We start from the raw sequence: 24,749 nt of genomic DNA, 5'->3' as shown, positions 1-24,749 counted from the left end.
CCCTAAGCCTCCATTGTGGAGGCTTGGGCGTGTACGGCATAGAATTGGAAACATCGTCCGTTTATCGCGCGATAGAGCGATCGACGGCCATCGTCAGCTTTGACATGAAGTGTCGCGTCATCGGCGCGAACGACAATTTCCTGACCCTGTTCGGCTATGACTTTGCCGACGTCGGCGGGCGACCCCACAGCATCTTTTGTGAGTCGGGCTATGCCGCTACGGTCGACTATGCACGTTTTTGGGATCGGCTGCGGTCGGGTCAGTTCGACACGGGCGTCTATCGGCGGCAGGATCGAGACGGTCGCACCGTGTGGATCCGGGGCAGCTATAATCCGATGTTCGACGCGGCGGGTGTCCAGACCGGCATCATCAAATTCGCCACCGACATCAGTGCCGAGCAAGAGGCAATCGCCGCGCGCGAAGATGCCGAGCAACGGCTGGCGCGGCAGGAGCGCGATCGCCGGACCAGTATCGAACATGTTCTGAGCGAAGTCGGTGGCATCGTCGATGCGATCGACAACATCGCGCATCAGACGAACCTGCTCGCGCTCAACGCATCGATCGAAGCGGCGCGCGCGGGGGAGGCGGGGCGCGGCTTTTCCGTCGTCGCGGCAGAGGTCAAGAAGCTGGCGCTCGACACCCAAAATGCGACGCGAAACGCGCGCCTGGTGATTTCAGGCTGATCCTGGGCCGCGCCCTGCTATTACAAAATGCGACAAAATCGTCCGTGCCATGACATAGTTGCGGGACAAGTCCGGTCGATAAGCATCGTCAAGGACGGCGAAGAGCCGTTCGCGACAGATGCTTTGGAAGGAAACTGGACATGATTCGCAGATTTTTTGGCACCGTGGCGCTGGGTTCGCTGTTCGTCGGCGGGCTGGCCGCTTCGCACATGGCCTTTGCGCAGCCCGGACCCGGTGGACCCGGCGGCCCGCGCGGCGGGGGCATGATGGCGATGCTCGACACCAACAAGGACGGCACGATCACCAAGGCGGAACTGACCGCCGGTCTGGAAGCGCGCTTTGCCAGTATGGACGTCGATAAGGATGGCCAAATCACCCAGAAAGACCGTGATGCGATGCGCCAGCAGCGCATGGACAAGCGCTTCGCTGCGATGGACACCGATCGCAACGGCCAGATCAGCAAGGCTGAATTTGCCGCCGCGCAGCAGGCCCGTGTGGAAAAGCGCGCCGATAAGCGCGCCGAAATGGGCAAGGCTGGTGGTCCCGAAGGTCGTAAGTGGGGCGGACGTGGCCATGGTCGTGGCGGACATGGCATGATGGGCGGTCCGGGCCGTGACGGCGACAAGAACGGCGTCGTGACCAGGGTGGAATTCATGGCGGGACCACTCGCCATGTTCGACAAGGCCGATGCCAACAAGGATGGCAAGGTCACCGCCGAGGAAATGAAGGCAGCGCGTCAGGCGATGCGTGGCCAGTGGAAAGACCGCAAGGGTCCACCGCCGCCGCCCGCCAACTGATATATGGCGAGGGGGGCGAAGGGTAGTTGTCTTCGCCCCCTTCCAACCTGTTGCAACCCATGACAGACAGATAATATGAACGACCGTCCCCACCTCCTGCTTGTCGATGACGAGCGATCGATCCGCGAACCGCTGGCCCAATATCTGGGCCGTAACGGGTTTCGCGTGACTGCCGTCGATAGCGCGGCGGAAGCGCGCGTGCGGCTGAACGCCAATGCGATCGACATGGTGATATTGGACATCATGATGCCGGGCGAAGACGGGCTGTCGCTGTGCCGCCATATTCGCGAGACCAGCGAGATACCCGTCATCCTGCTGACCGCGCGGACGGAGGAGACCGACCGTATCGTCGGCTTGGAAATGGGCGCGGACGATTATGTCCTCAAACCCTTTTCGCCCCGCGAACTGGTCGCGCGGATCAAGGTGATTTTTCGCCGCGTCGCGACCGGGGGACAGCGCGTCACTGCGCCCGATGGCGCCAACTATGCCTTTGCCGGGTGGCTGCTCAAGACGCAGGAGCGCACGCTGGTCGATGCCGAGGGCGTTTCACTGCCGCTGTCGACCGCCGAATATAATCTGATGCTGGCCTTTGCCACCCGGCCCAATTCGGTGCTGAGCCGCGACCAGTTGCTCGACATCACGCAGGGGCGGGAGGCGAACGCGTTCGACCGGGCGATCGACAATCAGATCAGCCGTCTGCGCAAGAAGATCGAGCCGGACCCCAAGAACCCGACGCTCATCAAGACCGTGTGGGGCGGCGGCTACACCCTTTCGGCGGACGTGCGCAAATTATGATCGCTGGCCTCGTGAAGCGGCTGCGTGTGTGGCCGCAAAGTCTGGTCGGCCAGATCATCCTGCTCGTCGCGCTGGCGCTGTTCGTGGCGCAGGCGATCAATTTTGGGCTGCTGCTGCGCGAACGCAACCGGCTTGAACTGACTGGGCAGACTGCGCCGGCGGTCTATCGGATCATTAACGCGCTCGATGTTCGGGCAGATCGCTGGCCGGGCCAGCGCGCCCGGCCGGATCGCCCCAACCGGCGCGACGCCGATGGTCCCGATCGCCGCTTCCTGCAATTTTCCACCGAGCGCCCCGCCTTGACCGGCAAGTCGCGTCCCGATGTCGAAAAGCGTGCGCGCGCGATGTTCGAGGATATCGGCCTGTCTGTCCGCACGATCGTGGCAGTGGAGGATGATCATCCCCTGCCCATGCGCCGGTGGGAACGCATTCGCATGCGCGCGGAAGGGGCTGCCCCGACTGATCGCCGTGGTCCCCGGCTGCTGATGGCGGTCGAATATGAACCGGGCAAATGGGTGACGGCGCAGGCGCGCGCTGGCGGCGGGCCGCAACGCTATGGCGGATGGCTGACGGGTCAGACGCTGATCCTCTATATCATCGTGCTGGCGCCCTTGCTGTGGATCGGACGGCGACTGGCGCGACCGCTACGCCAGTTGACCGCGTCGGCGCAGCAATTCGCGCGCACCGGTGCGGCCGACGCGGTGGACGAACGCGGGCCGGGCGATGTGCGTGAACTGACGATGGCGTTCAACGCGATGCGATCGCGCATCATTGCCATGCTGAATGAAAAGGACCGGATGCTGGGCGCGATCGGCCATGATCTGCGCACGCCGCTGGCATCGCTGCGGGTGCGGGCGGAATCGGTGGAGGATGAAGGAGAACGCGCGCGCATGACCGAAACCATCACTGAAATGAACCGGATGCTGGAGGATATTCTTTCGCTCGCGCGCGCAGGCCGCAGCACGCAGGCGGCGCAGAAGGTCGATCTGGCCTCGCTGGCCGACGCGGTGGTGGAGGATTTCATCGAACTGGATGCGCCGGTGGACATGGCCGACAGCGACCGCGCCGTCGCCTTCGTACGCCCGCAACAGATCCGCCGTGCGCTGCGCAACCTGATCGAAAACGCCATCGTCTATGGCGAGCGCGCTCATGTGTCGGTGGTGCGGGAGGCGCATGCTATTCGTCTGGTCGTCGCCGATGACGGGCCGGGCATCGCGGAGGATCGGATGGACGAAATGCTCGAACCCTTCACCCGCCTGGAAGGATCGCGCAATCGCGAAACCGGCGGCGCGGGGCTGGGTCTGGCGCTGGTGCGCGCCATCATGGCGGAGCATCAGGGCGAATTGCGGCTGGTCAACCGGAGCGGGGGCGGGCTGGAAGCGAGTCTGGTGTTGCCGGTTTGAAGTCCTCCCCTTGCAGGGGAGGATGTTTGATGCGTTCCTGTTCTTCTCGCCTTTCTCTGCGGCTCTGCGCGATTCATATTTTCGCGCGTAGCCGTTGAGAAGGCGGGGTGCTTATGTTTTCACCCGCCGACCCGTGGGCGAGGTCGCAAGATGGGTTCCCGCCTTCGCGGGAATGACGATTGTGGGAGGCGCGCCCACCCCAATTATACCCCTCAATGCTTGCCCGGTTTGCTCGACGTGCCGGCCGGGGTCGGGTTCATCAGCGTGACGCCGCTGGGCAGGGCGGTGCCGCCCATGTCGAGTTGCCGTGCCTGTTCCTTCGCGACCGTGATCGGGTTGTCGCGTGCCTTGACGGCGGCCTTGGTATCGGCGTCCAGATCGTCGCCACCGGACGTGTCGTTGCCGCCACGGGTCCAGCCAAGGATGATCGACATGCGTCGGTTGCGCGGGTCGTAGGCGTTGCCCTTGATGAAGGGTTCGCGGTCAGCGACGCCCTCGATCCTGGCGAAGCGATCGTTGCCGATGCCGCTGTCCGCCAGTGCCCGGCGCGTCGATTCTGCACGGCTGGACGAAAGGGTCCAGTTATTCATCGTCTGCCCCGACGTATAGGGCAGGCCATCGGTATGGCCGCGCACGATCAGCGGGTTGGGCATGGTGCGCAGCGCCGTGGCGACTTCCGAAATCAGCGCGCGGGCCTGCGGGATCAGGCGGTCGGTGCCCATGGCGAACATGGCGAAATCGGCCTCGTCGATCAGGTCGATGCGCAACCCTTCGCGGGTTTCGGTGAAGCGCACATTCTTGCGCAGCTTCGCCATGCCCGGCTGCCGCGCCATGCGGGCTTCCAGATCGCGTTTGATCGATTCGAATTTCTGCCGGTCGGCGGCGCGGGTGGCTTTGCCGCCCTGTTCCTTGGTGCCGGTGGCGTCGCGCGGTATGGTGATGGCCAGATTGCCCTGACCGCCGGTGGTCGGGAAATTATCCTTCGCCATCATGCTGTCGCCGCCGAACATGCCGTTCGATCCAGCGGAATTTTCCTTCATCTGCACCAGCGTGGGCGTGAAATAATCCGCCAGCCCCTTGCGCTGTTTCTCGGTCGTCGCGCCCAGCAGCCACATCAGCAGGAAGAAGGCCATCATCGCCGTCACGAAATCGGCATAGGCGACTTTCCATGCGCCGCCATGATGGCCGCCATGCCCTTCGACGATGATTTTCTTGACGATGATCGGCCGGGGTTCCGGCTCGTTCGCGCCGCGTTTTTTTTCCGCCATGGCTTATTTGCCCCGCATGCCGTCGAACACTTCGGCAAAGCCGGGCTGGTTGGCGTGGGTCAGGCCCGAACGCGCCGCTTCGATGACGAGCGGCTGTGGATGGCCGTGCAGCGATGCGACGATGATCTGTTTGACGACATGATAGATGGCGCCGTCCGCCTCGATCACGCTGCGGCATCGGCTGGCGAAGGGATTGACCATGCCATAGGCGAGCAAAATGCCCAGGAAGGTGCCGACCAGCGCCGAACCGATCATCGCGCCCAGGATGGCGGGCGGCTGGTCGATCGACCCCATGGTCTTGACCACGCCCAGCACCGCCGCGACGATGCCCAGTGCGGGCAGCGCGTCGGCCAGCCCCTGAAGATTGTCGGCTGGCTTGATCGCTTCATGATGATGGGTCTTGAGGCTGTTATCCATCACTTCCTCGACCGCGTGGGGATCGAGCGTGCCCGACGACACCACGACGAGGCGCAGCGTATCGCTGATCAGGTGGACGAGCGTCTTGTCCTTCATCAGCTTGGGATATTCGGTGAAGATGGTCGAACTGGCCGGATCTTCGATATGCGGTTCCAGCGCCACCGGACCTTCGACCCGCAACGTCTTCATCAATTTGGAGACGAGGAAGATGCAGTCGAGAAAATCCTGCTTCTTATATTTCGCGCCCTTGAACACTTTGCCAAGACCGCCGCCCAGCGCTTTCAAATCCGCGCCGCTGTTGCCGATGACCAGCGCGCCGACGGCAGCGCCGCCGATGATGAGCATTTCGTGGGGCAGGGCATGGAGCACCGGGCCGAGGTCGCCGCCGGTAAAGGCGAAGCCGCCGAAAACCATGACGATCAGAATGACAAGGCCGATGGCTGCGAACATGGTAATCCCCGAAAAAACGTCCTGGAGCCGTCGGCTCCTGCGGCATCATCAACGACGCCTGCCCTTATCGTTAATACGGATTGGTTAGCGTCCGGTTTAGGACGTTGCGGTTTTTTACGCCGCCGCACTTTTTCACCGCATCAGCTGATCAGGTCGAACAGGGTCTTCTGATTGATCCTTGCAAAGGCCGACTGCGCGGCTTCGAGTTGCAACAGTTGCGCTTTCACGTTGGAAATCACTTCGGTCAGGTTCGATGATTCGAGGCCTGAGCGTCGTTCGGTCAGGTCAAGGTCCACGTCGGTCAGCCGCGTGCCTACGACATCCAGCCGGTCGCTGCGCACGCCCTGCCGGGTCTGCTGGATCGTGATGTGGCTTTGCGCTGCCTGCACCGCCGTCAACGAACTGGCGATGCTGGCGTCGTCGCCGTTCTGGATCGCGCTGATCGTCTGGGCCAATATGTCGTCGATCGACATGGGGCTGCCATTGACATCGATCCCTTCAGATACTTCCTGCCGCGTGCCCACGACGGCCAGATTGAGGCCGCGTCCGACCGGCACCAGCACGCTTTGCGTATCATCGAACACCGGCGTGCCCTGGAAATCCTTCTGGTTCAGCATTTCATTGATGGTCGTGCGGATCGTCGATAATTCTTCGACATAGGCCGCCTGGCTATTGGAGTTGAGCGACCCGTTTCGCGCGGCGGTCGTCAATTCCTGCGCGCGGGTGAGCAGCAAATTCATCTCTTCCAGATTGGCTTCCGCCGTGCTGGCCCGCGACGTGCCATAGCTGACATTGGTCTGCCATGCGGCCTGTTGCGCCTGCGCACGGCCGACGTCGGACACCTGAACCCAGGCGAGCGCGTCGTCGGACGGCTTGGTGAGCGTGATGCCGGTCGAAATGGCGGTCTGGCCATCCACGATGCTCTGTGACAATTGCTGCTGCCGACGGATTTCGGCGAGCATGATCTTGTTTGTAATGCCTACCATGGCTCAAGCCCTTTTCCGTTCAGATGATCTGCATGATGGAATCGACGGTTTCCTTGGCGATCTGGAGCACCTTGGCGCTGGCCGAATAGGCCTGCTGAAGGCGCAGCAGATCCGCCGCTTCCATGTCGAGGTCGACGCCGCTCACCGCTTCGCGCGCGGCGACCGCCTGGTCGCTGCGGCTTTGCGCGGTGGTGTTTTCCGCTTTGGTCGATGACAGCAGATTGCCGTGCGTCGCGATCAGCGAAGTCCAGCTCTGTTCCACGCTGCCATTGCCGCGCAGGGTCGATGTGACCGTAAGCAGATTGCCGTTTTGCGTGCCGTCGGACGATTTGAGGGCCAGAGCGGCCGGATCGGTGATGAGCGCACTGACGCTGGCGGCGCTGCCACCATAGGATAGCAATGCGCCACCGCTCGCGCCGCCATTGGTTACGCCCTGGGCATGCCATGCGTTCATGTCGGTAACAAACTGCTGTGCGATCGCGTCCACGCTGGCGCGCCGATCCGATACGGTGGATGCCGATGAGAATAGCCCACCCAGACTGCCGTTGGTCGGCGCGGCCAGCGCCGTGCCGTCCGACATCGAAAGCGACAATGTGCCGTTGCTGTTGCTGGCGACGTTCAGGCTGTTTGCCTTGTCGCCGCTGACCAGCGTCTGGCCATTGAAGCTGACCGTCGCACTGTCATGCGCGCCGAAACTGATCTCGACGTTCATGTTGCTCGTCACGTCCTGAAGCGCGGTGTCCCGACTGTCGAGCAATTGCGCATAGGCTGACGTGCCCGGTTGGGCGCGCAGCAGGCTGTTGTTGATTTCGGCAAGGTTGGAAAGCGAACGGTTGATCGTCTCGACCGACGCTGTGGCTTCGGTCTTGATGCCCGATGATACGGTCTGCAGATCGCTGGCGGTTTGTTTGAAGGCGTCGGCGATCCGCCCGATGCTGTCCAGCGTGGTGACGCGCAGCGACGTGTCGTTGGGATTGGCAGCCAGCTTTTCCATATTCTGGTACATGCCGTTCATCAACTGTCCCACGCCGATGCTGGTATCGTTGAGGGCGGTTTCCGAATCGCTCAACCAGCGCAGCCGCGCGGTCGAACTGCCCAGCGTCATGCCGGTCATCCGCACGCTGGCGTCCAGATAGGGGTCGGTGCCGCGATTGACGCTCATCACCTGCGTGCCGCCGAAATTGGCGCGGGTGGTGTACATCGCCATGGTCGCCGTCGATGCGCCCGATTCCGCGGTTGTGACGGATCGGCGCGCATAGCCGGCCGTGCTGGCGTTGGCGATATTCTCGCCGATCGCCGCCATGGCGGTGCGATAGGCCTTGGTGCCGGACGCACCGATGATGAACAGGTCGCCGCTCATTGGCCAGTCGCCTTGCTGTCAGGGGTAGCGACGGCGGGTGCATCCTGCACGCGCCCGCTAAATTGCTTCATCAGCAATTGGGCGATGCCCATGCTTTGCTTGTTCGCCAATGCGTCCGCCGTGCGGGAATCGGACATCGACTGAAATTGTTCGGTGGCGCTGGAATCGCTGATCCCCTCCGCCAGGCTGGCCGATCGCATCGCGCCGATCATCTGCCGCAGGAAAATCGCCTCGAACTGCTTGGCCGCTTTTTCAAGCTGCGCCTTGCTCGATGTGCCGGCGCTGGACGTGCCGGTGGCCGCAGCCGTTGCGTTTGCGGAGGATGTCGTCGCGACTTGCATCATAATATCACCAATTCAGCCTTCATCGCGCCAGCCTGTTTCAAGGCTTCCAGGATCGCGACCATATCCGCCGGGGAAGCCCCGATCGCATTGACCGCCTTGACTATATCGGCCAGCGACGCCCCACCTTTAAAATTAACCATAGGTTTCTTTTCCTCGTTGACCGAGATCGTGCTGGATTGCTGCACGGCGGTCTCGCCACGGCTGAAGGGGGCGGGTTGCACGATGCTGGGTGCTTCATTGACGCTGACGGTCAATTTGCCATGCGCGACGGCGGCGGGATGGATGCGGACCGCGCCGTTGATGACAACCGTTCCGGTGCGCGCATTGACGATGACCTTGGCGGGGGCCTCGGCGGGCGAAATCTCGATATTCTCGATCATGCCCATCATCATGATGCGGTCTTCGGCGCCCTGCCGTGCGTCGATGGCGACGGACACGGCGTCCATGGCGTGCGCACGGCGATCGCCAAAGGCGCGGTTGATGCCGTCGGCGACGCGCAGCGCCGTGGTAAGGTCAGCTTCGGCCAGATTGAAGGTCAGCGTGGGCGCGGTGTCGAAACCGGTCACGACCGCACGTTCCACCGTCGCACCACCGGGGATGCGCCCGGCGGACGGGATGTTGACCGACACCTGGCTGCCATCCGCGCCGGACACGCCAAGGCCGCCGACCGCCAGATTGCCCTGTGACATGGCGTAGATTTCATTGTCCGCGCCGCGCAGGGGGGTGAGGATCAGCGTACCGCCGCGCAGCGACTTGGCCTTGCCCAGCGCCGACACGGTGATGTCGAGGCGCTGGCCCGGCTTGGCGAAGGCGGGCAGATCGGCCGTGACCAGCACGGCAGCGGCGTTTTTCAGCGCAGGATTGACGCCCTGCGGCAGAGTCAGGCCAAAGCGTGAGACGACGCCCTTCATGCCCTGCGTCGCATAATCCAGACTGTCGTCGCCCGTGCCTGCAAGACCCACGACGATGCCGTAGCCGGTCAGCTGGTTGGGGCGGACCCCCTGAAACGTACCCAGATCCTTGACGCGTTCGGCATGGGCGGGAGTGGTGAGGGAGATGAGTGCGAGGAGCGCGACGATAAATCCTCCCCCGCAAGGGGAGGGGGACCGCCGAAGATGGTGGAGGGGTGTCGCCTTCTCGATAGGGTGACACCCCTCCGTCATGGCTTCGCCCTGCCACCTCCCCTTCAAGGGGAGGATCTTTATGAGGCGATCGAGAATTTTCTGCACGATGCGCTCCATCAGAAGGGGCTGATTTTCGAGAAGAAGCTCTGGAGCCAGCCCTGCTTGCTGGCGCGGGCGATTTCGCCCTTGCCAGTGTAGATGATCTTGGCATCGGCCACGCGGGTGGACGCGATGCGGTTGTCGGGGCTGATGTCGGCCTGCCGTACCAGACCGCTGATCTGGATATATTCGTCGCCGCGATTGAGCGTCAGCGCCTTCTCACCCTTCACCAGCATCGTGCCGTTGGGATAGACCTGCGCGATCGTCACGGTGATTTCGCCGGACAGCGCATTGGACTGGGTCGCATTACCCTTGCCGGTAAAGGCGTTCTGGCCACCCATCGAAACGTCGCTGGCGGAAAACAGCTTGGACAATATGCCACTCGACGGCGGGGTCAGGCCCAGATTGCCGCTGCGGTTGGTGTCGGCGCTGTTGCTCTTGGTCGCCTGCGTCCGTTCGACCAGCACGATGGTGATGATGTCGCCGACCGACGTGGCGCGCGCGCCGCTGGTCAGCGGCGTATAGCCCATCGACGCCTGAAAGATCGATCCGTTGGCGGCGGGCGCGACCGGCTGCGGCGCGACGAAGGTCGGCGCGTAGAGCACGCGTTCCGCGTCGCGCTTCTTGCCCGCGTCGGCGGGCGTTGCGGCGATGGTAACGGCGGTCAGGCCGATCAGGGTGACAAGGGAAATGCGCATCACAGTCCGATCACATATTCTGGTTGACGTACTGGAGCATTTCGTCGGTCGCCTTGATCATCTTGCTGTTCACCTCATAGGCGCGCTGCGTTTCGATCATGTCGACCAGTTCTTCGACAATGTTGACGTTCGACGTTTCCAGATAACCCGAACGGATCGCACCGCGTCCTTCCAGGCCCGCAATGCCAACCTGTGGCGTGCCGCTGGCTGCGGTTTCGACCAGCAGGTTGCCGCCAAGCGACTGAAGGCCCGATGGGTTCATGAAGCTGGCCAGTTCGATCTGGCCCAGTTGCGTGGGTTCGCTTTCGCCCTGCAACGTCGCCGACATGGTGCCGTCGTTGCCGATCGTGACCGATGTCGCGCCCTGCGGCACGGTGACTTGCGGGATGAGCGGCAGGCCGTCGCTGGTGACGACCGATCCTTCGGCCGTGACGCTGAAATTGCCGGCGCGGGTGTAGGCGATGGAGCCGTCGGGCTTCTGCACCTGGAAATAGCCATTGCCCTCGATCGCCATGTCCAGCGTGTTGCCGGTCTGGCTGAGCGTGCCCTGCGTATTGATCTTGCTCGTACCCTGGAGCGAGACGCCCGAGCCGAGGTTGAGACCGGTGGCGAATTTGTTTTCGCTGTCCGAATTGGCGCCAGCCGCGACCATCTGCTGATAGGCGAGGGTCGCGAAATCGGCGCGGTCGCGCTTGAAGCCGGTGGTGTTGACGTTCGCCAGGTTGTTGGCGATGACGCGCATCTTCGTGTTCTGCGCGTCGAGGCCGGTGCGGGCGACATGAAGGGCGGCGTTGCTCATCGTCTATTCTCCGTGCGACGCCCTTTGGTCAAGCGCCTGATGCTTAAATCAAAGCAAGTTGCGTGCCAATTTAGCTGTCGAGGCGCATCAGCGATGCGCCGCCGTCGTCCATCTGCTTGGCAGTGTCGATCAGCTTGACCTGTGTTTCGAATGCGCGGCTGGCTTCGATCATCTGGACCAGCGCCTTGGTGGCGTTGACGTTCGATCCTTCGACCGATCCCGATGTCACGGTGGCAAGTGGATCCTGCGGCAACGCGCCGCCATTGACTTCCCGGAACAGGCCATCGGTGCCCTTGGCAATGCCCGAGCCTACGGAACTGACCAGCTTAAGGGCATCGACGCGCTGCGGATTGGCGGGATCGCCGCCCTGCGGCACACCCCAGATGCTGCCATCCTGCGCGATGGACACGCTGTCGAGTTGCGGCAGAGTGATGGGGCCACCTTCGCCCAGTACCGGCAGATCGTCACCGGTGGTGAGCAGCCCGCTGTCGGAGACTTTGAGGTCGCCGCGCCGGGTATAGGCTTCGCTGCCGTCCGCGCCCTGCACGGCAAGCAGGGCGTCGCCATTCATGGCAACGTCCAGCCCGTTGCCGGTTTGCGTGACCGCCCCCTGCGCCATGTCGGCGGCGATCACCTGTTCGGAGGCTTGCGCCCTTGTGTCGAAGGTGTCGCCCTTGATCCAGCGCGTTTCGGCATTGGCGACTTCGGCGCGAAAGCCGACGGTGTTGGCGTTGGCGAGATTGTTCGCAATCGACGCCTGCCGCGCCATCGCGCCGCGCATTGCCGTTAGTGCCGTGTTGACGAGCCGGTCCATGACATGGTCCTTGTTGTTGAAGGGCGGCACCGGCCCTGATGCGGGCCGGTGCGGTTCGACCTACATTTAACTACGCAGGTTGATGATCGTGGTGGTCAGCGTGTTGGCCGTTTCGATCGCCTTGCTGTTCGCCTGAAAATTCCGCTGTGCGGAAATGAGCGCGACCAGTTCTTCGGTGATGTCGACGTTCGAGCGTTCCAGCGAACCGGAATTGACCGCGCCGAACATGCCGGTGTTGGCCGTGCCCAGGATCGGCGATCCGCTCGCGACGGTGGAGGTCCAGTGCGCATCGCCTTCCTGACGCAGACCTTCCTGGCTGTTGAAGGACGCCATGGCGACCTGACCCAGATAAGCGGTGCTGCCATCGGCATAGATGGCCGATACCAGACCTGCCTTGTTGACGCCGACGCTGGTCAGCTGTGCGCCGCCCGTCACGCCCTTATAGGTGGTAGGCACCTGAAGATCGGTCAGGTTGGCCGGCGTGCTCGCGTCGGTCGGCGTAGTAGTCAGCGCGCCGGTATCGACATTGACGGCCCAAACCTGGATTTTCGCGCCGGTGGTATCGACGGCAAAGCGATTGTCATCGACGGCGAAGGCGCCGTTGCGGGTATAGCTGACCGTGCCATCGGGCGCTTTGACCGTGAAATAGCCTTCGCCGGTGATGGCCAGGTCCAGCGTTTTGTCGGTGGTTTCGACCGTGCCCTGCGTGAATTGCTGGGTAATGCCCTGCACGCGCACGCCCTGACCCGCAATCTGATTGGTGGTCTGCATCGGCGCGGCAGCGAACATGTCGCCAAACTGCGCCTTGCTCTTCTTGAATGCGGTCGAGTTGACGTTGGCGACATTGTTGGAAATCGCCGACAGATCGGCCTGCGAAGCCTTGAGGCCGGAAAGCGAGGTGTAGAAGGACATGGCGTTGCTCCTTGGGTGAAAAGGAAATGGAAGAGAAAAGGGTGGACGAAAGACTTACATCAGGCTGATGGCATCGCTGGGGCTGTAGCTGCCCAGCGCGGTGATGAGTTTGGAGGATGATCCATCCGCGGGCGACTGGACCGCGGCGATGGTGGCCCAGGTCGCGACCTTGCTGGGTGTGGCGCCATTGACCTTCACCTGAAGGGCGGAGGTGGAGACGGTTTCACCGGCGTCATTCTTGCCGTCCCAGTAGAAGGTGGCGTCTCCGGCCTGCCGCGATCCCATATCGATGGTCTTCACGACATTGCCGCTGGCATCGATCAGATCGACGCTGGCGCCATCGACGGCGGCGGGCAGGGTGATCTGGCCCGCGTACATTCCGCTGGCGTCGGGCGATGCGATGTTGCTTTGCACCAGCATCGACTTGCCGATCCAGCTTGCGGCATCGCCCAGACGGGTGCCCGTCAACGAGGATGCCAGACCTTTGAGCGTCTGGTTCATTTCGGCGATGCCGCTCGAATTGGTGATGGTCGCCATCTGCGCGACCATCTGCGCGTTATCGACTGGCGCGAAAGGATCCTGCGTCTGCATCTGCGTCGTGAGCAGGCGCAGGAAATCGGCCTGGCCCATTTCCGCCTTGCCGGTGCCGACATTGGCGTTGGCGTTATAAACCGCCAGCCCGGCGCTGTCTGTTGTAGAAGAAACTGCGCTCATTTGCCGATCCTTATGGTTTCGAGCATCAGGGATTTGGCGGTGTTCAGCACCTGCACGTTATTCTGGTACATCCGCGCGGTTTCGATCATGTCGATCATCTCGGCATTGCTATCGACCGCCGCTTCCCACACATCGCCATTCTTGTCGGCCAGCGGGTGGTTGGGGTCGTGCCGCTTGGTCGGCTGCGCATCGGTGGTGACGATGTTGGCGACCTTGACCGTCGATACGCCGGGGCTGTCGGTCACGGACTGGAACATCGGCTTGATCGCGCGATAGGCTTCCGCCGCGCTGCCGGTAACGTTTCCGGCGTTGGCCATGTTGGACGCCGTGGCGTTCAAACGGACCAGCTGCGCGCTCATGGCGCGGCCAGCGATGTCGAAAACGTTCATGGGGCCAGAACCACTCATGCTCATTCTCCCTTAAGCGCGCGATTGATGGTGTTGATGCGCCCTTCGAGGAAGGACAGCGTCGTGCGATATTTGACCGCGTTTTCGGCAAACAGCGTCTGTTCGGTGCTCAGTTCGACGGTGTTGCCATCCAGGCTGGGCTGAAGCGGGATGCGATAGCCCATCGAATCCTCGACGGCCTTCGACACGTCGGTGGCGCTGCCGCCTGCTTGCGCGGTGGCTTCCTTCAGCGCGGCGTCGAAATCGATGTCGCGCGCCTTGTAGCCAGGGGTAGAAGCGTTGGCGATGTTGGACGCGAGCAGGGACAGGCGTTGCGAGCGAAGCGCCAGCGCCTTTCCATGGATCCCGAACAGACTATCTTCCACCGACATTCTCTTTGCCCTTCATCAGGCCTAAAAGTTTTCGATCCCCCGCCGTTCTGATGCCTGATGGCAAGCTAAGCGGGCGATCCAGCCTGATATCCGCAAGAGCCGTGCCAATTTGCGTGGGTGACGCAACGGCAAGGCTGAAATCCCCGGATTACGGGGCTTTTGCGATGGCAGGCGGCAAGGGCGGCAAAAAACTGCCGGTCTGCGGCAAGGCTTTGCCGTGGGCCGTACCGGGATAAGTGGGGACGCATTTCATGATCGCGATTATCGGCCATCTGTTCGATCCGTTGACCCTGCTGGCGATGCTGGGCGGCATCACGCTCGTCGCTTCGTTCCAGAATGGCGCGCATGCGCTGGGCCGGGCGATGGCGGCGCTGGGGCCGATGCTGATCGCCGACCCCGCGCGGGATCGCGATGCGGCACGCGCCGCGATGCTGAAGATCGATCAGGTCGCGCAACTGCGCGGTCTGGCCTGCACCGATCGGGTCAAGACCGCCAACGCATTCCTGACCCATGCCGCGCGCAAGCTGGCCAACAGCGAACGCAGCGAACAGTTCGAACTATGGGCCGCGCAGATGCTGGCCGACCGGACGCAACGCCATGGCGCGGTGCATAAGGTCTGGTTGTCGATCGCCGACGCCGCGCCCGCGCTGGGCATGGCGGGCACGATTATCGGGCTGGTGGGGATGTTCGCGGCGATGGACGATCCCGCAGCGCTTGGCCCGGCGATGGCGCTGGCCCTGCTCACGACATTTTACGGCGTCGTCATCGCCAACATGATCGCCGCGCCGATCGCCGCGCGCCTGACCGACCTGTCCGAACGGGAACTGGTGTGGCAGCAGGAGGTCATTGCCCGGATGCTGGCCATCGCGCGGCGTGAAAATGCTCCGGTCCGCCGCGCGTCGATCCGCGAAGTCGCATGAGCGCGGCGGTCTCATCCCCATCGCAGCACAATGCGGCGCGGCGCAATCGCTGGGCGATCAGCTTTGCCGACCTGCTGCTGTTGCTGCTCGCCTTCTTCGTGCTGTTGCAGGCCAGCGGATCGCGACGCGACGCCATGCTGGCGCAAGTCGCTCATCAATTTGGCGGGCGCGCGATGCGGCAGGGGGTGGAACTCCACGCGGCTGACCTGTTCCTGCCGGGCGAAGCGTTGCTGACCACGCAGGGGCAGGTGAAATTATCGGTGGTGGCGCGCGACCTTGTCCACGAACGGGGCGGGGTGGAGATCGTCAGCCACGGATCGGACCGCGCACGGGGCCGTTTCGACGACTGGGATCTGGCAGCGGCTCGTCTGGGTGCGGTGGCGCGGGCGTTGCGAAGCGATGGCATTGGGCAGGACAAGCTGCTGATCCGCGGGCTGGATCAGGCCGATGGCAAGGGCGGGCATGGCCAGGTCATCCGCATCGCGCCGGGTTCCGTTCGAGCGGATTGACCCGTCTGGCACGGAAATTGCTGAAACGAAGGAAAAGCTGTCCCTCGTTTCAGGAGACATATTCGTGTTTCGACCCAAGCCGTTCCTGTTCGCCGCCATCGCCATTCTGGCCAGCCAGCCCGTATGGGCGCAACAGAAGTTCGAAAATCTGGACCGTATCGACAGTCTGGTCGCGATGACCGTTGGCGCCAATCTGGGCGAACCGGGCGGTCCCGCTGCACCGGTCGATCGCCGCCTGAAACTGGCCGCCTGTCCAACGACTCCGAATGTCGATGGTCCGGTATTTGGCGCAGCGGTCGTGAAATGCGATGCGCTGGGCTGGCGCATCCGCGTGCCGCTGGTCGCGGGCGCATCCGCTGCGACAACCGGGCCAGTGCCGCGTCAGGCGTCCGCCAACCGCTTCACACCAGCGTCACGCGCAGCGCCCAAGGACAATGTGGTCAAGAAGGGCGATCCGGTACAATTGATGGCCGGCAATTCGCTGTTCAACGTTTCGCGCGGCATGATCGCCGACGAAGACGGCGCAGTGGGCGAGACGATTCGGGTGCGTGAGGACAAGAAAACAGCACCTATCCTTGCACAAGTCGTGGAAATGGGGCTTGTACGTGTTCCGACATTTAACAATTTTTGAACTTGTCCGTTATACGAGATGTGGGACGAGTGAAGGATAGATGAGATGATAAAGTCAGTCGGCCAGAGCATCAGCGCCGCGATAGAGTCGACCCGCTTGCGCGAAAGCGGCAAGACGCGCGCGTCCACCGCGACCGGCTCCACCACGGTCTCGACCTCGGCTTCTTCATCCAGTCCCGCTGCGCGCATGGCCGCAGAGGGCGCACCTGTGGACATGGATCGCATCGCGACCATCAAGGCAGCGATTTCGTCCGGCAACTATCCGGTCAATGCGGCGGCCATCGCCGAACGCATGATTGCGCTGGACCTGCCATCCGCCTGAACCCCTGCTATTTCGGGATATAAGACATGCCGCTAAGCCTCGCCGCGCTGGATGACCTGTTCGAAGCGTTCGAGGATTTGCGCGATGTGCTCGACGGCACGGACGCCGTCGCCATCGACATCGCCAGCAATCGTGTCGCCCATGCCGCGCAGGCCGTGCGCGCGATCGGCGCATGGCGATCTGACGCCGCCGTCCTTGCGCGACTGAACGCGATGCTGCCCATGCTGAACAGCGCACGGATACGCGTCAACCTGCTTGCCGATCACGCGAATCAGCGTCTGTCGATGCTTTCCGCCCATGGATCGTCCCACGCGCCGTTGACTTACGGGCGATAAAATTTTTTTCCATTTTGATTTAAGCGGCGCCAATCGGCGCCGTTTTTATGTGGTGCCCGCAAATTTCCTACGCGGCGTTAACCAAATCTTGGCACGCAGCTTGCTCTAATGTCCTCGCTAGCAAGTGAGGAATTGAGTTTAAAATGTCGGCCTTCGCAGACATCACCGCCACCGGGGCATCGACCGGCAATCGCGTCACCAACGCGATCGCCATGGCGAGCCGCCGTACCGGCGTGGACTTTTCCTATCTGCTGGGACAGGCCAAGATCGAGAGCAGCCTCAATCCAACGGCGCGCGCGACGACCTCGTCCGCCACCGGACTCTATCAGTTTGTCGATCAGAGCTGGCTGGCAGTCATCGACCAGCATGGCAGCGAATATGGCCTGGGCTGGGCATCCGACGCGATCAGCCGGGGCAGCAACGGCCGCTATTATGTCGCCGACCCCGAACTGCGCCAACAGATACTCGACCTGCGCAAGCATCCCGAAACCGCATCGGTCATGGCCGCGCAGCATGCCGCCGATAACAAGGCGACGCTGGAACAGCGGCTGGGCCGCGAAGCGCAACCGGTCGATCTCTACCTCGCGCATTTTCTGGGCGTGAACGGCGCGGGTAAGTTCCTGTCCGTGCATGATCGCGCACCCGATGCCAGCGCCGCGTCGCTGTTTCCGGCGGCCGCGCGCGCCAATCATTCCATTTTCTACGACAGGTCGGGCAACGCCCGCAGCTTTTCCGACATTCGCGATCGCTTTGCCGCCAAATTGCAAAAGGGCGTCGATAGCCTGGGCGGCGATGTTCAATATGCGTCCGCTGATCTGCCCGGCGGCGCAAACACGGTCCAGCCCGCCGACTATGTGCGGATCGAAACACAGCGCCTTGCGCAACAGACCGACGTCGGCATCCGGCCCCAGCCGCAAACCGCGCGTCTCGCCTATCTCATGCTTGCCACCCTCGGAAGGTAACGGCTCCTCATGTCTCCTAACCAAATCAAAGCGAAGATATGGATGAGCGCCGCCAAGGGGGCTGTGCTGCCCTTTGCGACGCTGATGGTGGTCGTGTTCATGATGGTGCCGGTGCCTGCGATCATGCTGGACATCGGGTTCATCACCAACATCATGATCTCGCTGGCGGTGCTGATGGTGGCGCTCAACGCCGCCAAGCCGCTCGATTTCTCCAGTTTCCCCACGGTCCTGTTGTTTACGACGCTGCTGCGCCTTGCGCTCAACGTCGCGTCGACCCGCGTCGTGCTGGTGCAGGGGCATGAAGGATCGGGCGCGGCAGGGCAGGTGATCGAGGCGTTCGGCCACTTCCTGATCGGCGGCGACTATGTCGTTGGCATCTTCGTCTTTGCGATCATCATGATTATCAATCTGGTCGTCATCACCAAGGGCGCGGGCCGCGTATCCGAAGTGTCGGCGCGCTTCACGCTGGACGCCTTGCCGGGCAAGCAGATGGCGATCGACGCCGACCTGAACGCTGGCCTGATGACGCCCGAAGAAGCCAAGCTGCGTCGTGTCGAAGTATCGACCGAAGCCGATTTCTACGGTTCGATGGACGGCGCGAGCAAGTTTGTGAAGGGCGACGCGGTCGCGGGCATCCTGATTTTGGTCATCAACATCGTCGGCGGCATCATATTGGGCGTGGTCAGCCACGGCCTGTCGATGGGTGAAGCGGCGCAGACCTACATCCTGCTGGCGATCGGCGACGGTCTGGTCGCGCAGGTTCCCGCCCTGCTGCTCTCCATCGCCGCCGCGTCCATCGTGACCCGCGTGAAGAGCGAACAGGATCTGTCGGGTCAGGTCGCCAGCCAGTTCGGATCGGGCAAGGCATGGGTTCCAGTGGCGGTCATCATGGGCTTTCTGGGCATCCTGCCGGGCATGCCGCATTTCATCATCCTGCCCGCCGCAGCGATCGCAGGCTACATCGCATGGAACCTGCGCAAGGCCAGCCTGAAGAAAGCCGCCGAACCGGCCCCCGCGCCGCCGCCCGTCAACCCGGCAGTCATCGAATGGAACGATGTGTCGGACGGCGCCATTCTGGGCCTGGAAATCGGCTACGGCCTGATTGGCATGGTGGACGAGCGCAAGGGCGCGCCGCTGATGGCGCGGATCACCGGCATTCGCCGCCAATTGTCCAAGGAACTGGGCTTTGTCGTGCCAATGGTGCGGGTGAAGGACAATCTGGCGCTGGAACCCAATCAATATCGCATCACCATTGCCGGTGTCGTGGTGGGTGAGGATGAAATCTGGCCTGAAGACCTGCTCGCGCTCGACAGCGGCGCGCTGGAGGGGACGGTTATCGGCCGCGCGGCCAAGGATCCGACCTTTGGTCTGGACGCAGTGTGGATCGCGCAGGCACGCCGTTCCGAAGCGGTCGTGGCTGGCTACACCGTCGTCGATCCGCCAACGGTCGTTGCCACCCATCTCAACCAGTTGATTGCGATGAACGCGGCCGAAATGTTCGGTCTGGACGACGCGCGCAAGCTGCTCGACAATCTGAAGGAAGCCGCCCCCCAGCTGGTCGATGGCCTGACGCCCGGCACGCTGAGCCTGACGCAGATTTCCGCGCTGTGCCGCGCATTGCTGTCCGAAGGCATCGCGCTCAAGGACTTCCGCCGCATCTGCGAGGCGATGGTCGATGCCGCACGCCCCGACATGAGCCACGAGCAATTGGTAGAGGCTGTGCGCCAGCGGATCGGGGCGCTGATCATTCAGGGGCTTGTCCCGGTGAAGATGCCGCTGCCGGTCATCACGCTGGACGGCGATCTGGAAGCGATGCTGGCGCAGGCGATGCGGGTTGCGGGCGACGCCCGGCACCCGATCGAACCCGCATTGGCCAACAAAATCGTCGAAGCGGTGGTTGCCGCCGCGCGTCCCTTGCTGGGGCAGGCGCGCAATTTCGCCATCGTCACGTCGCCGGTCGCGCGCCGCGCGCTGGCCCGTCTGTTCAAACCGCACCTGCCCGAAACGCCGGTGCTGTCATTTCTGGAAATACCCGATGGCAAGGGTGTGGAGGTTGCCGCCGTCGTGGGCGGAGAGCAGCGGCCCACGCCGCGTCACGATCCCGCGCCGCAGCGCGAGCGTGAGCGGGTGGCGTAAGGAAAGGCTGAACCCATGTATATGAACAAGATTTCGGCCGGCACGCACACCTATGCCAAGCCCGGCGAGAACAGCCCGGAACGGCTGGCCCGCCAATATATGCCACTGGTCCGCAGGATCGCTTGGCACGTCCATGGCCGCATGTCGTCCGCGATAGAGGTGGAGGATCTGCTTCAGATTGGCATGGTCGCGCTGGTCGAGGCCGCCAATAGTTTCGAGGATCGCGGGCTGGGCTTTGCCGCCTATGCACAATTGCGCGTGCGCGGTGCGATGATCGACCATCTGCGGCGGCAGGCGACACTCTGCCGATCGGCCATGGCACGGCGCAAGCAATTGGGCGGCGTGCGATCGACGCTGGAACAGCGATTGGGACGGCTGCCGACGGAATCGGAAATGTCCGTCGAGATGGGGCTGGAACCGTCCGCCTATCGTGAAATGGCCGACAGCGCCGAAATGGTCCAGCACACCAGCATGGAGGAAGTCTATTCCGACCAGTCCATGTGGTTCGCCGATGTGGAGGACCGCGCCGACGACATCATGGAACGCGAATCCTTAAAAGCCGCGCTGGCCAAATGCATCGGCGACCTGCCGGAGCGCGAGGGGCTGGTGCTGCAACTCTATTTTGTCGAGGAACTCAATCTGGAGGAAATCGGCCATACGCTGGACATCGGCGCGGCGCGGGTATGCCAGATCAAGAAAGCTGCGCTCGACAAATTGCGCATGATGCTGCGCGACTGGGACTAGCCCCGCTCTTTTCTAGCCATCATTCGCCGCCACGCGCGCGGCATCCCGTTCGGCGTCGATGATCCAGCGGAAGCGTAATGGGCGATAGCTTTGCGTGCGCCACCACGGGTCGGCGACCTGAAACAGCCCGCTCTCTTCGGCCCGGCGGCCCAGATCCTTGCGCGCCGTCAGCGCGGCGAGGGCAGGGGCCAGCAGCAGACCGGACACGACGGGGATCATCCACGCCAGTCCGCCTGCCTTCACGGCCATCAGCGTCAGGCCGATGCCCAGCAATATATGCCATTTGAACAACCAGATGGCATCGCCCGCACCCATGCCGTCGCGGTCGCGGGTCTGGCCGTTCCACGAACTTTTGCGCCCCATCAATATGCCGAACAGATTGATCGTCTGGGTCAGCATTGCCACGGGCGCCATCAGGATCGACAGGATGATGTCGACCATCACGCCCCGCGTCATCCGCACCCCGCCGCCAAAGCCGATGCGCCGCGCTGGATCGCTCAGTGCCCAGCCGATCGCCAGCAGCTTCGGCCCGAACAGCAGGATCGCCGTCACCGCCAGCAGCCCGCCCGACGGCAGCACCGCGCTGGGTGGCCATAGCCCGGCCAGCGCCCCGCCCATCACGACCAGCATGAGCGCGAGCCAGAGCGGCGACGTGCAATAGGCCGACGCACCGACCAGCAACTGAAACCGGCTGACCGGATGCAGGCCCGCGATCCTGAAGATCAGCGGCACATGCTGGATATTCCCCTGACACCAGCGGCGATCGCGGGTGAACAGGTCCGGCATGGCGGGCGGAAATTCTTCGAAACTATCCTCCGCCGTGACCATATGTACGTCCCAGCCACGCCGCCGCAGCAGTGCCGCCTCCAGCATGTCGTGGCTCATGATATGGCCGCCGAACGGTGCGCGACCGGGCAGTTCGGGCAGGCCGCAGCTTTGCGCGAACGCCTTCACCCGCACGATAGCGTTATGGCCCCAGAACATGCCCTCCGACCCCGCCCACCAGATCATGCCGGCGGCGGAAATCGGCCCGAAGAGCCGGCTGGCAAATTGCTGCCAGCGCGCAAAAAGCGTGGCTGCGCCCATGACCGTCGGCACCGTCTGGATCAGCCCGACATGGGGATGGCGTTCCATGTCGGCGGCGAGGCGCGCCATGGTCTGCCCGCTCATCACGCTGTCGGCGTCCAGCACGACCATATAGTCGTAACCGCCCCCGAACCGCTCGATCCATTCGGCGATGTTGCCGGGTTTCCGCCCGATATTCAGCGCGCGGCGGCGATAATGGACGGGCCGCGAAAAGGAGGTGCGCATTTCCTGATAGGCATGACGCTCCGTCTCGCCATTTTCGACGTTCGAATCCGACAGGATGAAAAATTCGAACCGCTCGCCACCCATGACCTGCGCCAGTGATCGCTCCATGATCGACAGGCGGCCCAGCACACCCAGGAAATCTTCATTGCACACCGGCAGCAATATGGCGGTCCGACCTTGCAGCGGAGACGATGCGGTCAGCGCACGCGGCGTCACGCTTTCGCCCTTGCCGACCGTCAGCAGCAGGAAACCGATGAGCGCAGTGGCACAGCCAAAGGCGATCCAGGCGAATAGCGGAATAAACAGCGAGAGATAAACGCCTTCCCACAGGGAAATGCCGTCCAGACCGATCGACCGTCGCATTTCGTGCGTGGCCATTGCAGCGGGTATCAGTGCCAGCAGCACTACCAGCAAACGCCGCGCCCACAGGTCGATGTTGAAGCGGCGGGGCGCCGCCAGCGACGGGGCGGTGCCGAAATCCTGCACCGGCATGGCGATAGGCGTTTCGGCTGGCACATGTTCGAACGCATGCACCAACGGCTTGCCGTCGGCGCCGGTCCCCACCGACTGCCCGCCTCCTGTCACGCTCTGTTCCAGACCCGATAATGATTGACCCGAGGGTTAGAACCGCTCGTTACGCCTGTGGTTCCCTTCATGCGCCGATCGGATAATGGATATATTCGCTTAGCGAGCGATCGCCTGCCCGCAATTGCACCCGGACGTCCGCATTTTTGTTCGGTTCGCGCTTGATGTCGATCGCCACGCGGAACAGGCCGCCCTGACCCAGGACGGGATAGCCGCCTTTCTTGACGATCGTCCCGCCGGTCAGGTCGGCCCATATGTCCGGCTTGGTTCCCTCCGGCAGACCGGAAAAGTCTACCACCATCCGGTCGATGTCTGCGCTGTCTCCATGACCGCGCCAGATGTTCGATACGATCGCCATGTCCTTACCCGCCGGGGTGCCCGAACCTGACCAGTCCAGCCGATAGTTGATGTCGATGCGGGCGCCGGGGCGCGGCGCGACGTCCGGCGTCCAGTAGGCCGCGACATTGTCGGTAAATTCGCTGTCGGTCGGAAAGGTGTAGAGCCGCACCTGTCCCGCGCCCAACGGCTTTACCGATGATGCCCACAGCGTCGGGCGGCGATCATAATAAACGCCGTCATCCTGATAATGGTCGAAATTCCGGTCCCGCTGGACAAGGCCAAAGCCCTTGGGACTGCGCTCGACAAAGGTGCTGACCAGCGGATTAGCCGGATTGAACAAAGGCCGTGCCTGTATCGCGCCGTCCGCGCTGGCGATGGACAGCATGTCGCTGTCGTGGATTTCAGGCCGCCAGTCGGTGCCCTGCATCTTGTTCGCCTGATCGTACCAGAACATGCTGGTCATAGGCATCAACCCCAGTTCGGGGATGGCGCGGCGGGGGAAGAGCGCGGCGGTCACATCCTGCCGCACGCCATCCTTGCCCAATGTGCTGACGAAACGGAACGCGCCGGTGATCGACGCGCCGTCCAGCAGGGCGTGGATCGTGACACTGCTGGCGCCGGTGCGCTCCAGCCAGAAATGGGTGAAGCGGGGAAACTCCTCCTTCCCCTGAATACCGGTGTTGATCGCGATCGCGCGCGCCGACAGGCCGAACTGCCCCTGCGGGCTGGGCGCCCGGAAATAGCTCGCTCCCAGAAAGGACAGCCAGTCGCCGTCACGCGCCGCGTTCATGATGCGAAAACCGGCGAAGCCCGCGTCCGGGCTGAGTTTCTTGACCGGATTGTCGGCAGGCGCGTCGAACATGGCGGGGTCGTAGCGCAGCGGCGTCGCTCGCCCCTTGTCCACGATCGAAATGGCGACCGGCTGGGCCGCATTGCGGCTGAGCGGAAAGAAACGCACGCCCGTATCGCCGGGCAGGTCGCCCCACAAAGTCCGGTCGTCGCGAAAGCGCGCCTGATGCAGCGCGGTGTAATCGACCGCCTGCGCCGCTGGATAAAGCGGCGCTTCCTTGAACGGCGTCCGCCCTAACCGCTGGGCCATGGCGACCAGCCGGTCCCAGGAAAATGGCTCGGCTGCGTTCTGCGCCAGCAAAGGGCGGGGCAGGAGGATGGCGGCACTGGTCGCGGCGATCATCGCGCGTCGATTAATCTGTGTCATGTCCTGTTTCATGACGGGCATAACCGGCAAAGCCAAGTCCAGATCCTTCGCCCATGCGACGAAGCCCCCGTCCGGGGGGACGAGGGCTTCTTTATGCTGGCCGTTCGATCGAAGGTGCTTCCCCCGGTGCGGTGGGGACCGTTAATGCGCCGGGGGTCACGTCGATCGGCTAGCGGTGGACCAATACCTCAGCCGATCAAGGGGATAAGATTTAGCCGATCAGCTTGAGCACGCCCTGCTGGCTCTGGTTGGCCTGTGCCAGCATCGCGGTGGACGCCTGGCTCAGGATCTGCTGCTTG

Annotated in this window: 28 protein-coding genes; 12 read left to right on the top strand and 16 right to left on the bottom strand. The window is 63.1% G+C overall.

The window, feature by feature from the left end:
* Positions 1-29 precede the first annotated feature (29 nt).
* The 4 genes from WA070_RS06980 to WA070_RS06965 all read left to right on the top strand — a co-directional run bounded on the left by WA070_RS06980 (position 30) and on the right by WA070_RS06965 (position 3,678).
* Positions 30-683: a methyl-accepting chemotaxis protein gene (locus WA070_RS06980; protein ID WP_422633373.1), complete on the top strand. Its 654-nt coding sequence runs from the start codon at positions 30-32 to the stop codon at positions 681-683.
* 140 nt (positions 684-823) lie between these two features.
* Positions 824-1,480, top strand: coding sequence for an EF-hand domain-containing protein (locus tag WA070_RS06975; RefSeq protein ID WP_422633372.1), 657 nt, complete (start codon positions 824-826; stop codon positions 1,478-1,480).
* Between the two features lie 75 nt (positions 1,481-1,555).
* On the top strand, positions 1,556-2,275 hold the full coding sequence (locus WA070_RS06970) for a response regulator (RefSeq protein ID WP_422633371.1): 720 nt from the start codon (positions 1,556-1,558) through the stop codon (positions 2,273-2,275).
* 11 nt (positions 2,276-2,286) lie between these two features.
* Entirely contained in the window at positions 2,287-3,678 is a 1,392-nt protein-coding gene (locus WA070_RS06965) for an ATP-binding protein (protein ID WP_422633425.1), read from the top strand.
* Between the two features lie 212 nt (positions 3,679-3,890).
* On the opposite strand, the gene WA070_RS06960 is transcribed toward WA070_RS06965, so the two are convergent.
* The 13 genes from WA070_RS06960 to flgB all read right to left on the bottom strand — a co-directional run bounded on the left by WA070_RS06960 (position 3,891) and on the right by flgB (position 14,441).
* A complete protein-coding gene (locus tag WA070_RS06960; RefSeq protein WP_422633370.1) occupies positions 3,891-4,946 on the bottom strand; it encodes a flagellar motor protein MotB in 1,056 nt (351 codons plus the stop codon).
* A gap of 3 nt (positions 4,947-4,949) precedes the next feature.
* Positions 4,950-5,813 carry a flagellar motor stator protein MotA gene (gene motA / locus WA070_RS06955; protein WP_422633369.1) on the bottom strand — a complete coding sequence of 288 codons (864 nt, stop codon included), beginning with the start codon at positions 5,811-5,813 and terminating at the stop codon, positions 4,950-4,952.
* 140 nt (positions 5,814-5,953) lie between these two features.
* Entirely contained in the window at positions 5,954-6,799 is an 846-nt protein-coding gene (locus WA070_RS06950; protein ID WP_422633368.1) for a flagellin, read from the bottom strand.
* 19 nt (positions 6,800-6,818) lie between these two features.
* On the bottom strand, positions 6,819-8,159 hold the full coding sequence (gene flgK / locus WA070_RS06945) for a flagellar hook-associated protein FlgK (RefSeq protein ID WP_422633367.1): 1,341 nt from the start codon (positions 8,157-8,159) through the stop codon (positions 6,819-6,821).
* Positions 8,156-8,500, bottom strand: coding sequence for a rod-binding protein (locus WA070_RS06940; protein ID WP_422633424.1), 345 nt, complete (start codon positions 8,498-8,500; stop codon positions 8,156-8,158). Before WA070_RS06940 ends, flgK begins: the two co-directional genes overlap by 4 nt.
* On the bottom strand, positions 8,500-9,732 hold the full coding sequence (locus WA070_RS06935) for a flagellar basal body P-ring protein FlgI (RefSeq protein ID WP_422633366.1): 1,233 nt from the start codon (positions 9,730-9,732) through the stop codon (positions 8,500-8,502). The genes WA070_RS06940 and WA070_RS06935 overlap by 1 nt, the downstream gene beginning before the upstream one ends.
* 11 nt (positions 9,733-9,743) lie before the next feature.
* A complete protein-coding gene (locus WA070_RS06930; RefSeq protein WP_422633365.1) occupies positions 9,744-10,424 on the bottom strand; it encodes a flagellar basal body L-ring protein FlgH in 681 nt (226 codons plus the stop codon).
* 10 nt (positions 10,425-10,434) lie between these two features.
* A complete protein-coding gene (gene flgG, locus WA070_RS06925) occupies positions 10,435-11,223 on the bottom strand; it encodes a flagellar basal-body rod protein FlgG (protein WP_422633364.1) in 789 nt (262 codons plus the stop codon).
* Between the two features lie 70 nt (positions 11,224-11,293).
* Positions 11,294-12,037 (bottom strand): flagellar basal body rod protein FlgF, encoded by a 744-nt coding sequence (locus WA070_RS06920; protein ID WP_422633363.1) that lies wholly within the window; start codon positions 12,035-12,037, stop codon positions 11,294-11,296.
* A 66-nt stretch (positions 12,038-12,103) separates the two neighbouring features.
* On the bottom strand, positions 12,104-12,949 hold the full coding sequence (locus WA070_RS06915; RefSeq protein WP_422633362.1) for a flagellar hook-basal body complex protein: 846 nt from the start codon (positions 12,947-12,949) through the stop codon (positions 12,104-12,106).
* Positions 12,950-13,003: 54 nt separating this feature from the next.
* Positions 13,004-13,663 (bottom strand): flagellar hook assembly protein FlgD, encoded by a 660-nt coding sequence (locus WA070_RS06910; RefSeq protein WP_422633361.1) that lies wholly within the window; start codon positions 13,661-13,663, stop codon positions 13,004-13,006.
* Positions 13,660-14,070, bottom strand: a complete 411-nt coding sequence (gene flgC / locus WA070_RS06905) for a flagellar basal body rod protein FlgC (protein WP_422633360.1) — start codon at positions 14,068-14,070, stop codon at positions 13,660-13,662. Before flgC ends, WA070_RS06910 begins: the two co-directional genes overlap by 4 nt.
* A gap of 2 nt (positions 14,071-14,072) precedes the next feature.
* Entirely contained in the window at positions 14,073-14,441 is a 369-nt protein-coding gene (flgB, locus tag WA070_RS06900) for a flagellar basal body rod protein FlgB (RefSeq protein ID WP_422633359.1), read from the bottom strand.
* A gap of 251 nt (positions 14,442-14,692) precedes the next feature.
* On the opposite strand from flgB, the gene WA070_RS06895 reads away from it, so the two are divergent.
* The 8 genes from WA070_RS06895 to WA070_RS06860 all read left to right on the top strand — a co-directional run bounded on the left by WA070_RS06895 (position 14,693) and on the right by WA070_RS06860 (position 20,999).
* On the top strand, positions 14,693-15,361 hold the full coding sequence (locus WA070_RS06895) for a MotA/TolQ/ExbB proton channel family protein (RefSeq protein WP_422633358.1): 669 nt from the start codon (positions 14,693-14,695) through the stop codon (positions 15,359-15,361).
* The gene (locus WA070_RS06890; RefSeq protein ID WP_422633357.1) at positions 15,358-15,870 is read left to right on the top strand and encodes a flagellar motor protein MotB; all 513 of its coding nucleotides are present in this window, start codon (positions 15,358-15,360) and stop codon (positions 15,868-15,870) included. The genes WA070_RS06895 and WA070_RS06890 overlap by 4 nt, the downstream gene beginning before the upstream one ends.
* 64 nt (positions 15,871-15,934) lie before the next feature.
* The gene (locus WA070_RS06885) at positions 15,935-16,501 is read left to right on the top strand and encodes a flagella basal body P-ring formation protein FlgA (protein WP_422633423.1); all 567 of its coding nucleotides are present in this window, start codon (positions 15,935-15,937) and stop codon (positions 16,499-16,501) included.
* A 45-nt stretch (positions 16,502-16,546) separates the two neighbouring features.
* Positions 16,547-16,822, top strand: a complete 276-nt coding sequence (flgM, locus tag WA070_RS06880; RefSeq protein ID WP_422633356.1) for a flagellar biosynthesis anti-sigma factor FlgM — start codon at positions 16,547-16,549, stop codon at positions 16,820-16,822.
* Positions 16,823-16,848: 26 nt separating this feature from the next.
* Complete coding sequence (locus WA070_RS06875) at positions 16,849-17,157, top strand: hypothetical protein (RefSeq protein WP_422633355.1); 309 nt, start codon at positions 16,849-16,851, stop codon at positions 17,155-17,157.
* 143 nt (positions 17,158-17,300) lie between these two features.
* Entirely contained in the window at positions 17,301-18,119 is an 819-nt protein-coding gene (locus WA070_RS06870) for a lytic transglycosylase domain-containing protein (RefSeq protein WP_422633354.1), read from the top strand.
* A gap of 9 nt (positions 18,120-18,128) precedes the next feature.
* Entirely contained in the window at positions 18,129-20,255 is a 2,127-nt protein-coding gene (flhA, locus tag WA070_RS06865) for a flagellar biosynthesis protein FlhA (RefSeq protein ID WP_422633353.1), read from the top strand.
* A gap of 15 nt (positions 20,256-20,270) precedes the next feature.
* Positions 20,271-20,999 carry a FliA/WhiG family RNA polymerase sigma factor gene (locus tag WA070_RS06860; RefSeq protein WP_422633352.1) on the top strand — a complete coding sequence of 243 codons (729 nt, stop codon included), beginning with the start codon at positions 20,271-20,273 and terminating at the stop codon, positions 20,997-20,999.
* 12 nt (positions 21,000-21,011) lie between these two features.
* Here the strand turns inward: WA070_RS06860 and mdoH are convergent, their stop codons facing one another.
* The 3 genes from mdoH to WA070_RS06845 all read right to left on the bottom strand — a co-directional run.
* Complete coding sequence (gene mdoH / locus WA070_RS06855; protein ID WP_422633351.1) at positions 21,012-22,874, bottom strand: glucans biosynthesis glucosyltransferase MdoH; 1,863 nt, start codon at positions 22,872-22,874, stop codon at positions 21,012-21,014.
* A gap of 88 nt (positions 22,875-22,962) precedes the next feature.
* Positions 22,963-24,450, bottom strand: a complete 1,488-nt coding sequence (locus tag WA070_RS06850) for a glucan biosynthesis protein (protein WP_422633350.1) — start codon at positions 24,448-24,450, stop codon at positions 22,963-22,965.
* A gap of 211 nt (positions 24,451-24,661) precedes the next feature.
* A partial coding sequence (locus WA070_RS06845) for a flagellin (RefSeq protein WP_422633422.1) occupies positions 24,662-24,749 on the bottom strand: 88 nt, incomplete at its 5' end.

The sequence above is a fragment of the Sphingobium sp. genome, from assembly GCF_049304695.1.
Classification (GTDB): Bacteria; Pseudomonadota; Alphaproteobacteria; order Sphingomonadales; family Sphingomonadaceae; genus Sphingobium.
Note: the sequence above shows the minus strand (reverse complement) of the source record. Positions and strands in the feature narration are given on the sequence as shown.

Bases quoted from the DNA above. Each gene is read 5' to 3' on its own strand.
- flgK (WP_422633367.1), bottom strand. From the start codon at position 8,159: ATGAGCGGCGACCTGTTCATCATCGGTGCGTCCGGCACCAAGGCCTAT.
- WA070_RS06875 (WP_422633355.1), top strand. From the start codon at position 16,849: ATGCCGCTAAGCCTCGCCGCGCTGGATGACCTGTTCGAAGCGTTCGAG.
- WA070_RS06850 (WP_422633350.1), bottom strand. From the start codon at position 24,450: ATGACACAGATTAATCGACGCGCGATGATCGCCGCGACCAGTGCCGCC.
- WA070_RS06970 (WP_422633371.1), top strand. From the start codon at position 1,556: ATGAACGACCGTCCCCACCTCCTGCTTGTCGATGACGAGCGATCGATC.
- WA070_RS06890 (WP_422633357.1), top strand. From the start codon at position 15,358: ATGAGCGCGGCGGTCTCATCCCCATCGCAGCACAATGCGGCGCGGCGC.
- WA070_RS06960 (WP_422633370.1), bottom strand. From the start codon at position 4,946: ATGGCGGAAAAAAAACGCGGCGCGAACGAGCCGGAACCCCGGCCGATC.
- WA070_RS06950 (WP_422633368.1), bottom strand. From the start codon at position 6,799: ATGGTAGGCATTACAAACAAGATCATGCTCGCCGAAATCCGTCGGCAG.
- WA070_RS06910 (WP_422633361.1), bottom strand. From the start codon at position 13,663: ATGAGCGCAGTTTCTTCTACAACAGACAGCGCCGGGCTGGCGGTTTAT.
- WA070_RS06975 (WP_422633372.1), top strand. From the start codon at position 824: ATGATTCGCAGATTTTTTGGCACCGTGGCGCTGGGTTCGCTGTTCGTC.
- WA070_RS06915 (WP_422633362.1), bottom strand. From the start codon at position 12,949: ATGTCCTTCTACACCTCGCTTTCCGGCCTCAAGGCTTCGCAGGCCGAT.
- WA070_RS06930 (WP_422633365.1), bottom strand. From the start codon at position 10,424: ATGCGCATTTCCCTTGTCACCCTGATCGGCCTGACCGCCGTTACCATC.
- WA070_RS06940 (WP_422633424.1), bottom strand. From the start codon at position 8,500: ATGCAAGTCGCGACGACATCCTCCGCAAACGCAACGGCTGCGGCCACC.
- WA070_RS06870 (WP_422633354.1), top strand. From the start codon at position 17,301: ATGTCGGCCTTCGCAGACATCACCGCCACCGGGGCATCGACCGGCAAT.
- WA070_RS06895 (WP_422633358.1), top strand. From the start codon at position 14,693: ATGATCGCGATTATCGGCCATCTGTTCGATCCGTTGACCCTGCTGGCG.
- WA070_RS06920 (WP_422633363.1), bottom strand. From the start codon at position 12,037: ATGGACCGGCTCGTCAACACGGCACTAACGGCAATGCGCGGCGCGATG.
- motA (WP_422633369.1), bottom strand. From the start codon at position 5,813: ATGTTCGCAGCCATCGGCCTTGTCATTCTGATCGTCATGGTTTTCGGC.
- flgG (WP_422633364.1), bottom strand. From the start codon at position 11,223: ATGAGCAACGCCGCCCTTCATGTCGCCCGCACCGGCCTCGACGCGCAG.
- flgM (WP_422633356.1), top strand. From the start codon at position 16,547: ATGATAAAGTCAGTCGGCCAGAGCATCAGCGCCGCGATAGAGTCGACC.
- flhA (WP_422633353.1), top strand. From the start codon at position 18,129: ATGTCTCCTAACCAAATCAAAGCGAAGATATGGATGAGCGCCGCCAAG.
- flgB (WP_422633359.1), bottom strand. From the start codon at position 14,441: ATGTCGGTGGAAGATAGTCTGTTCGGGATCCATGGAAAGGCGCTGGCG.
- WA070_RS06860 (WP_422633352.1), top strand. From the start codon at position 20,271: ATGTATATGAACAAGATTTCGGCCGGCACGCACACCTATGCCAAGCCC.
- flgC (WP_422633360.1), bottom strand. From the start codon at position 14,070: ATGAGTGGTTCTGGCCCCATGAACGTTTTCGACATCGCTGGCCGCGCC.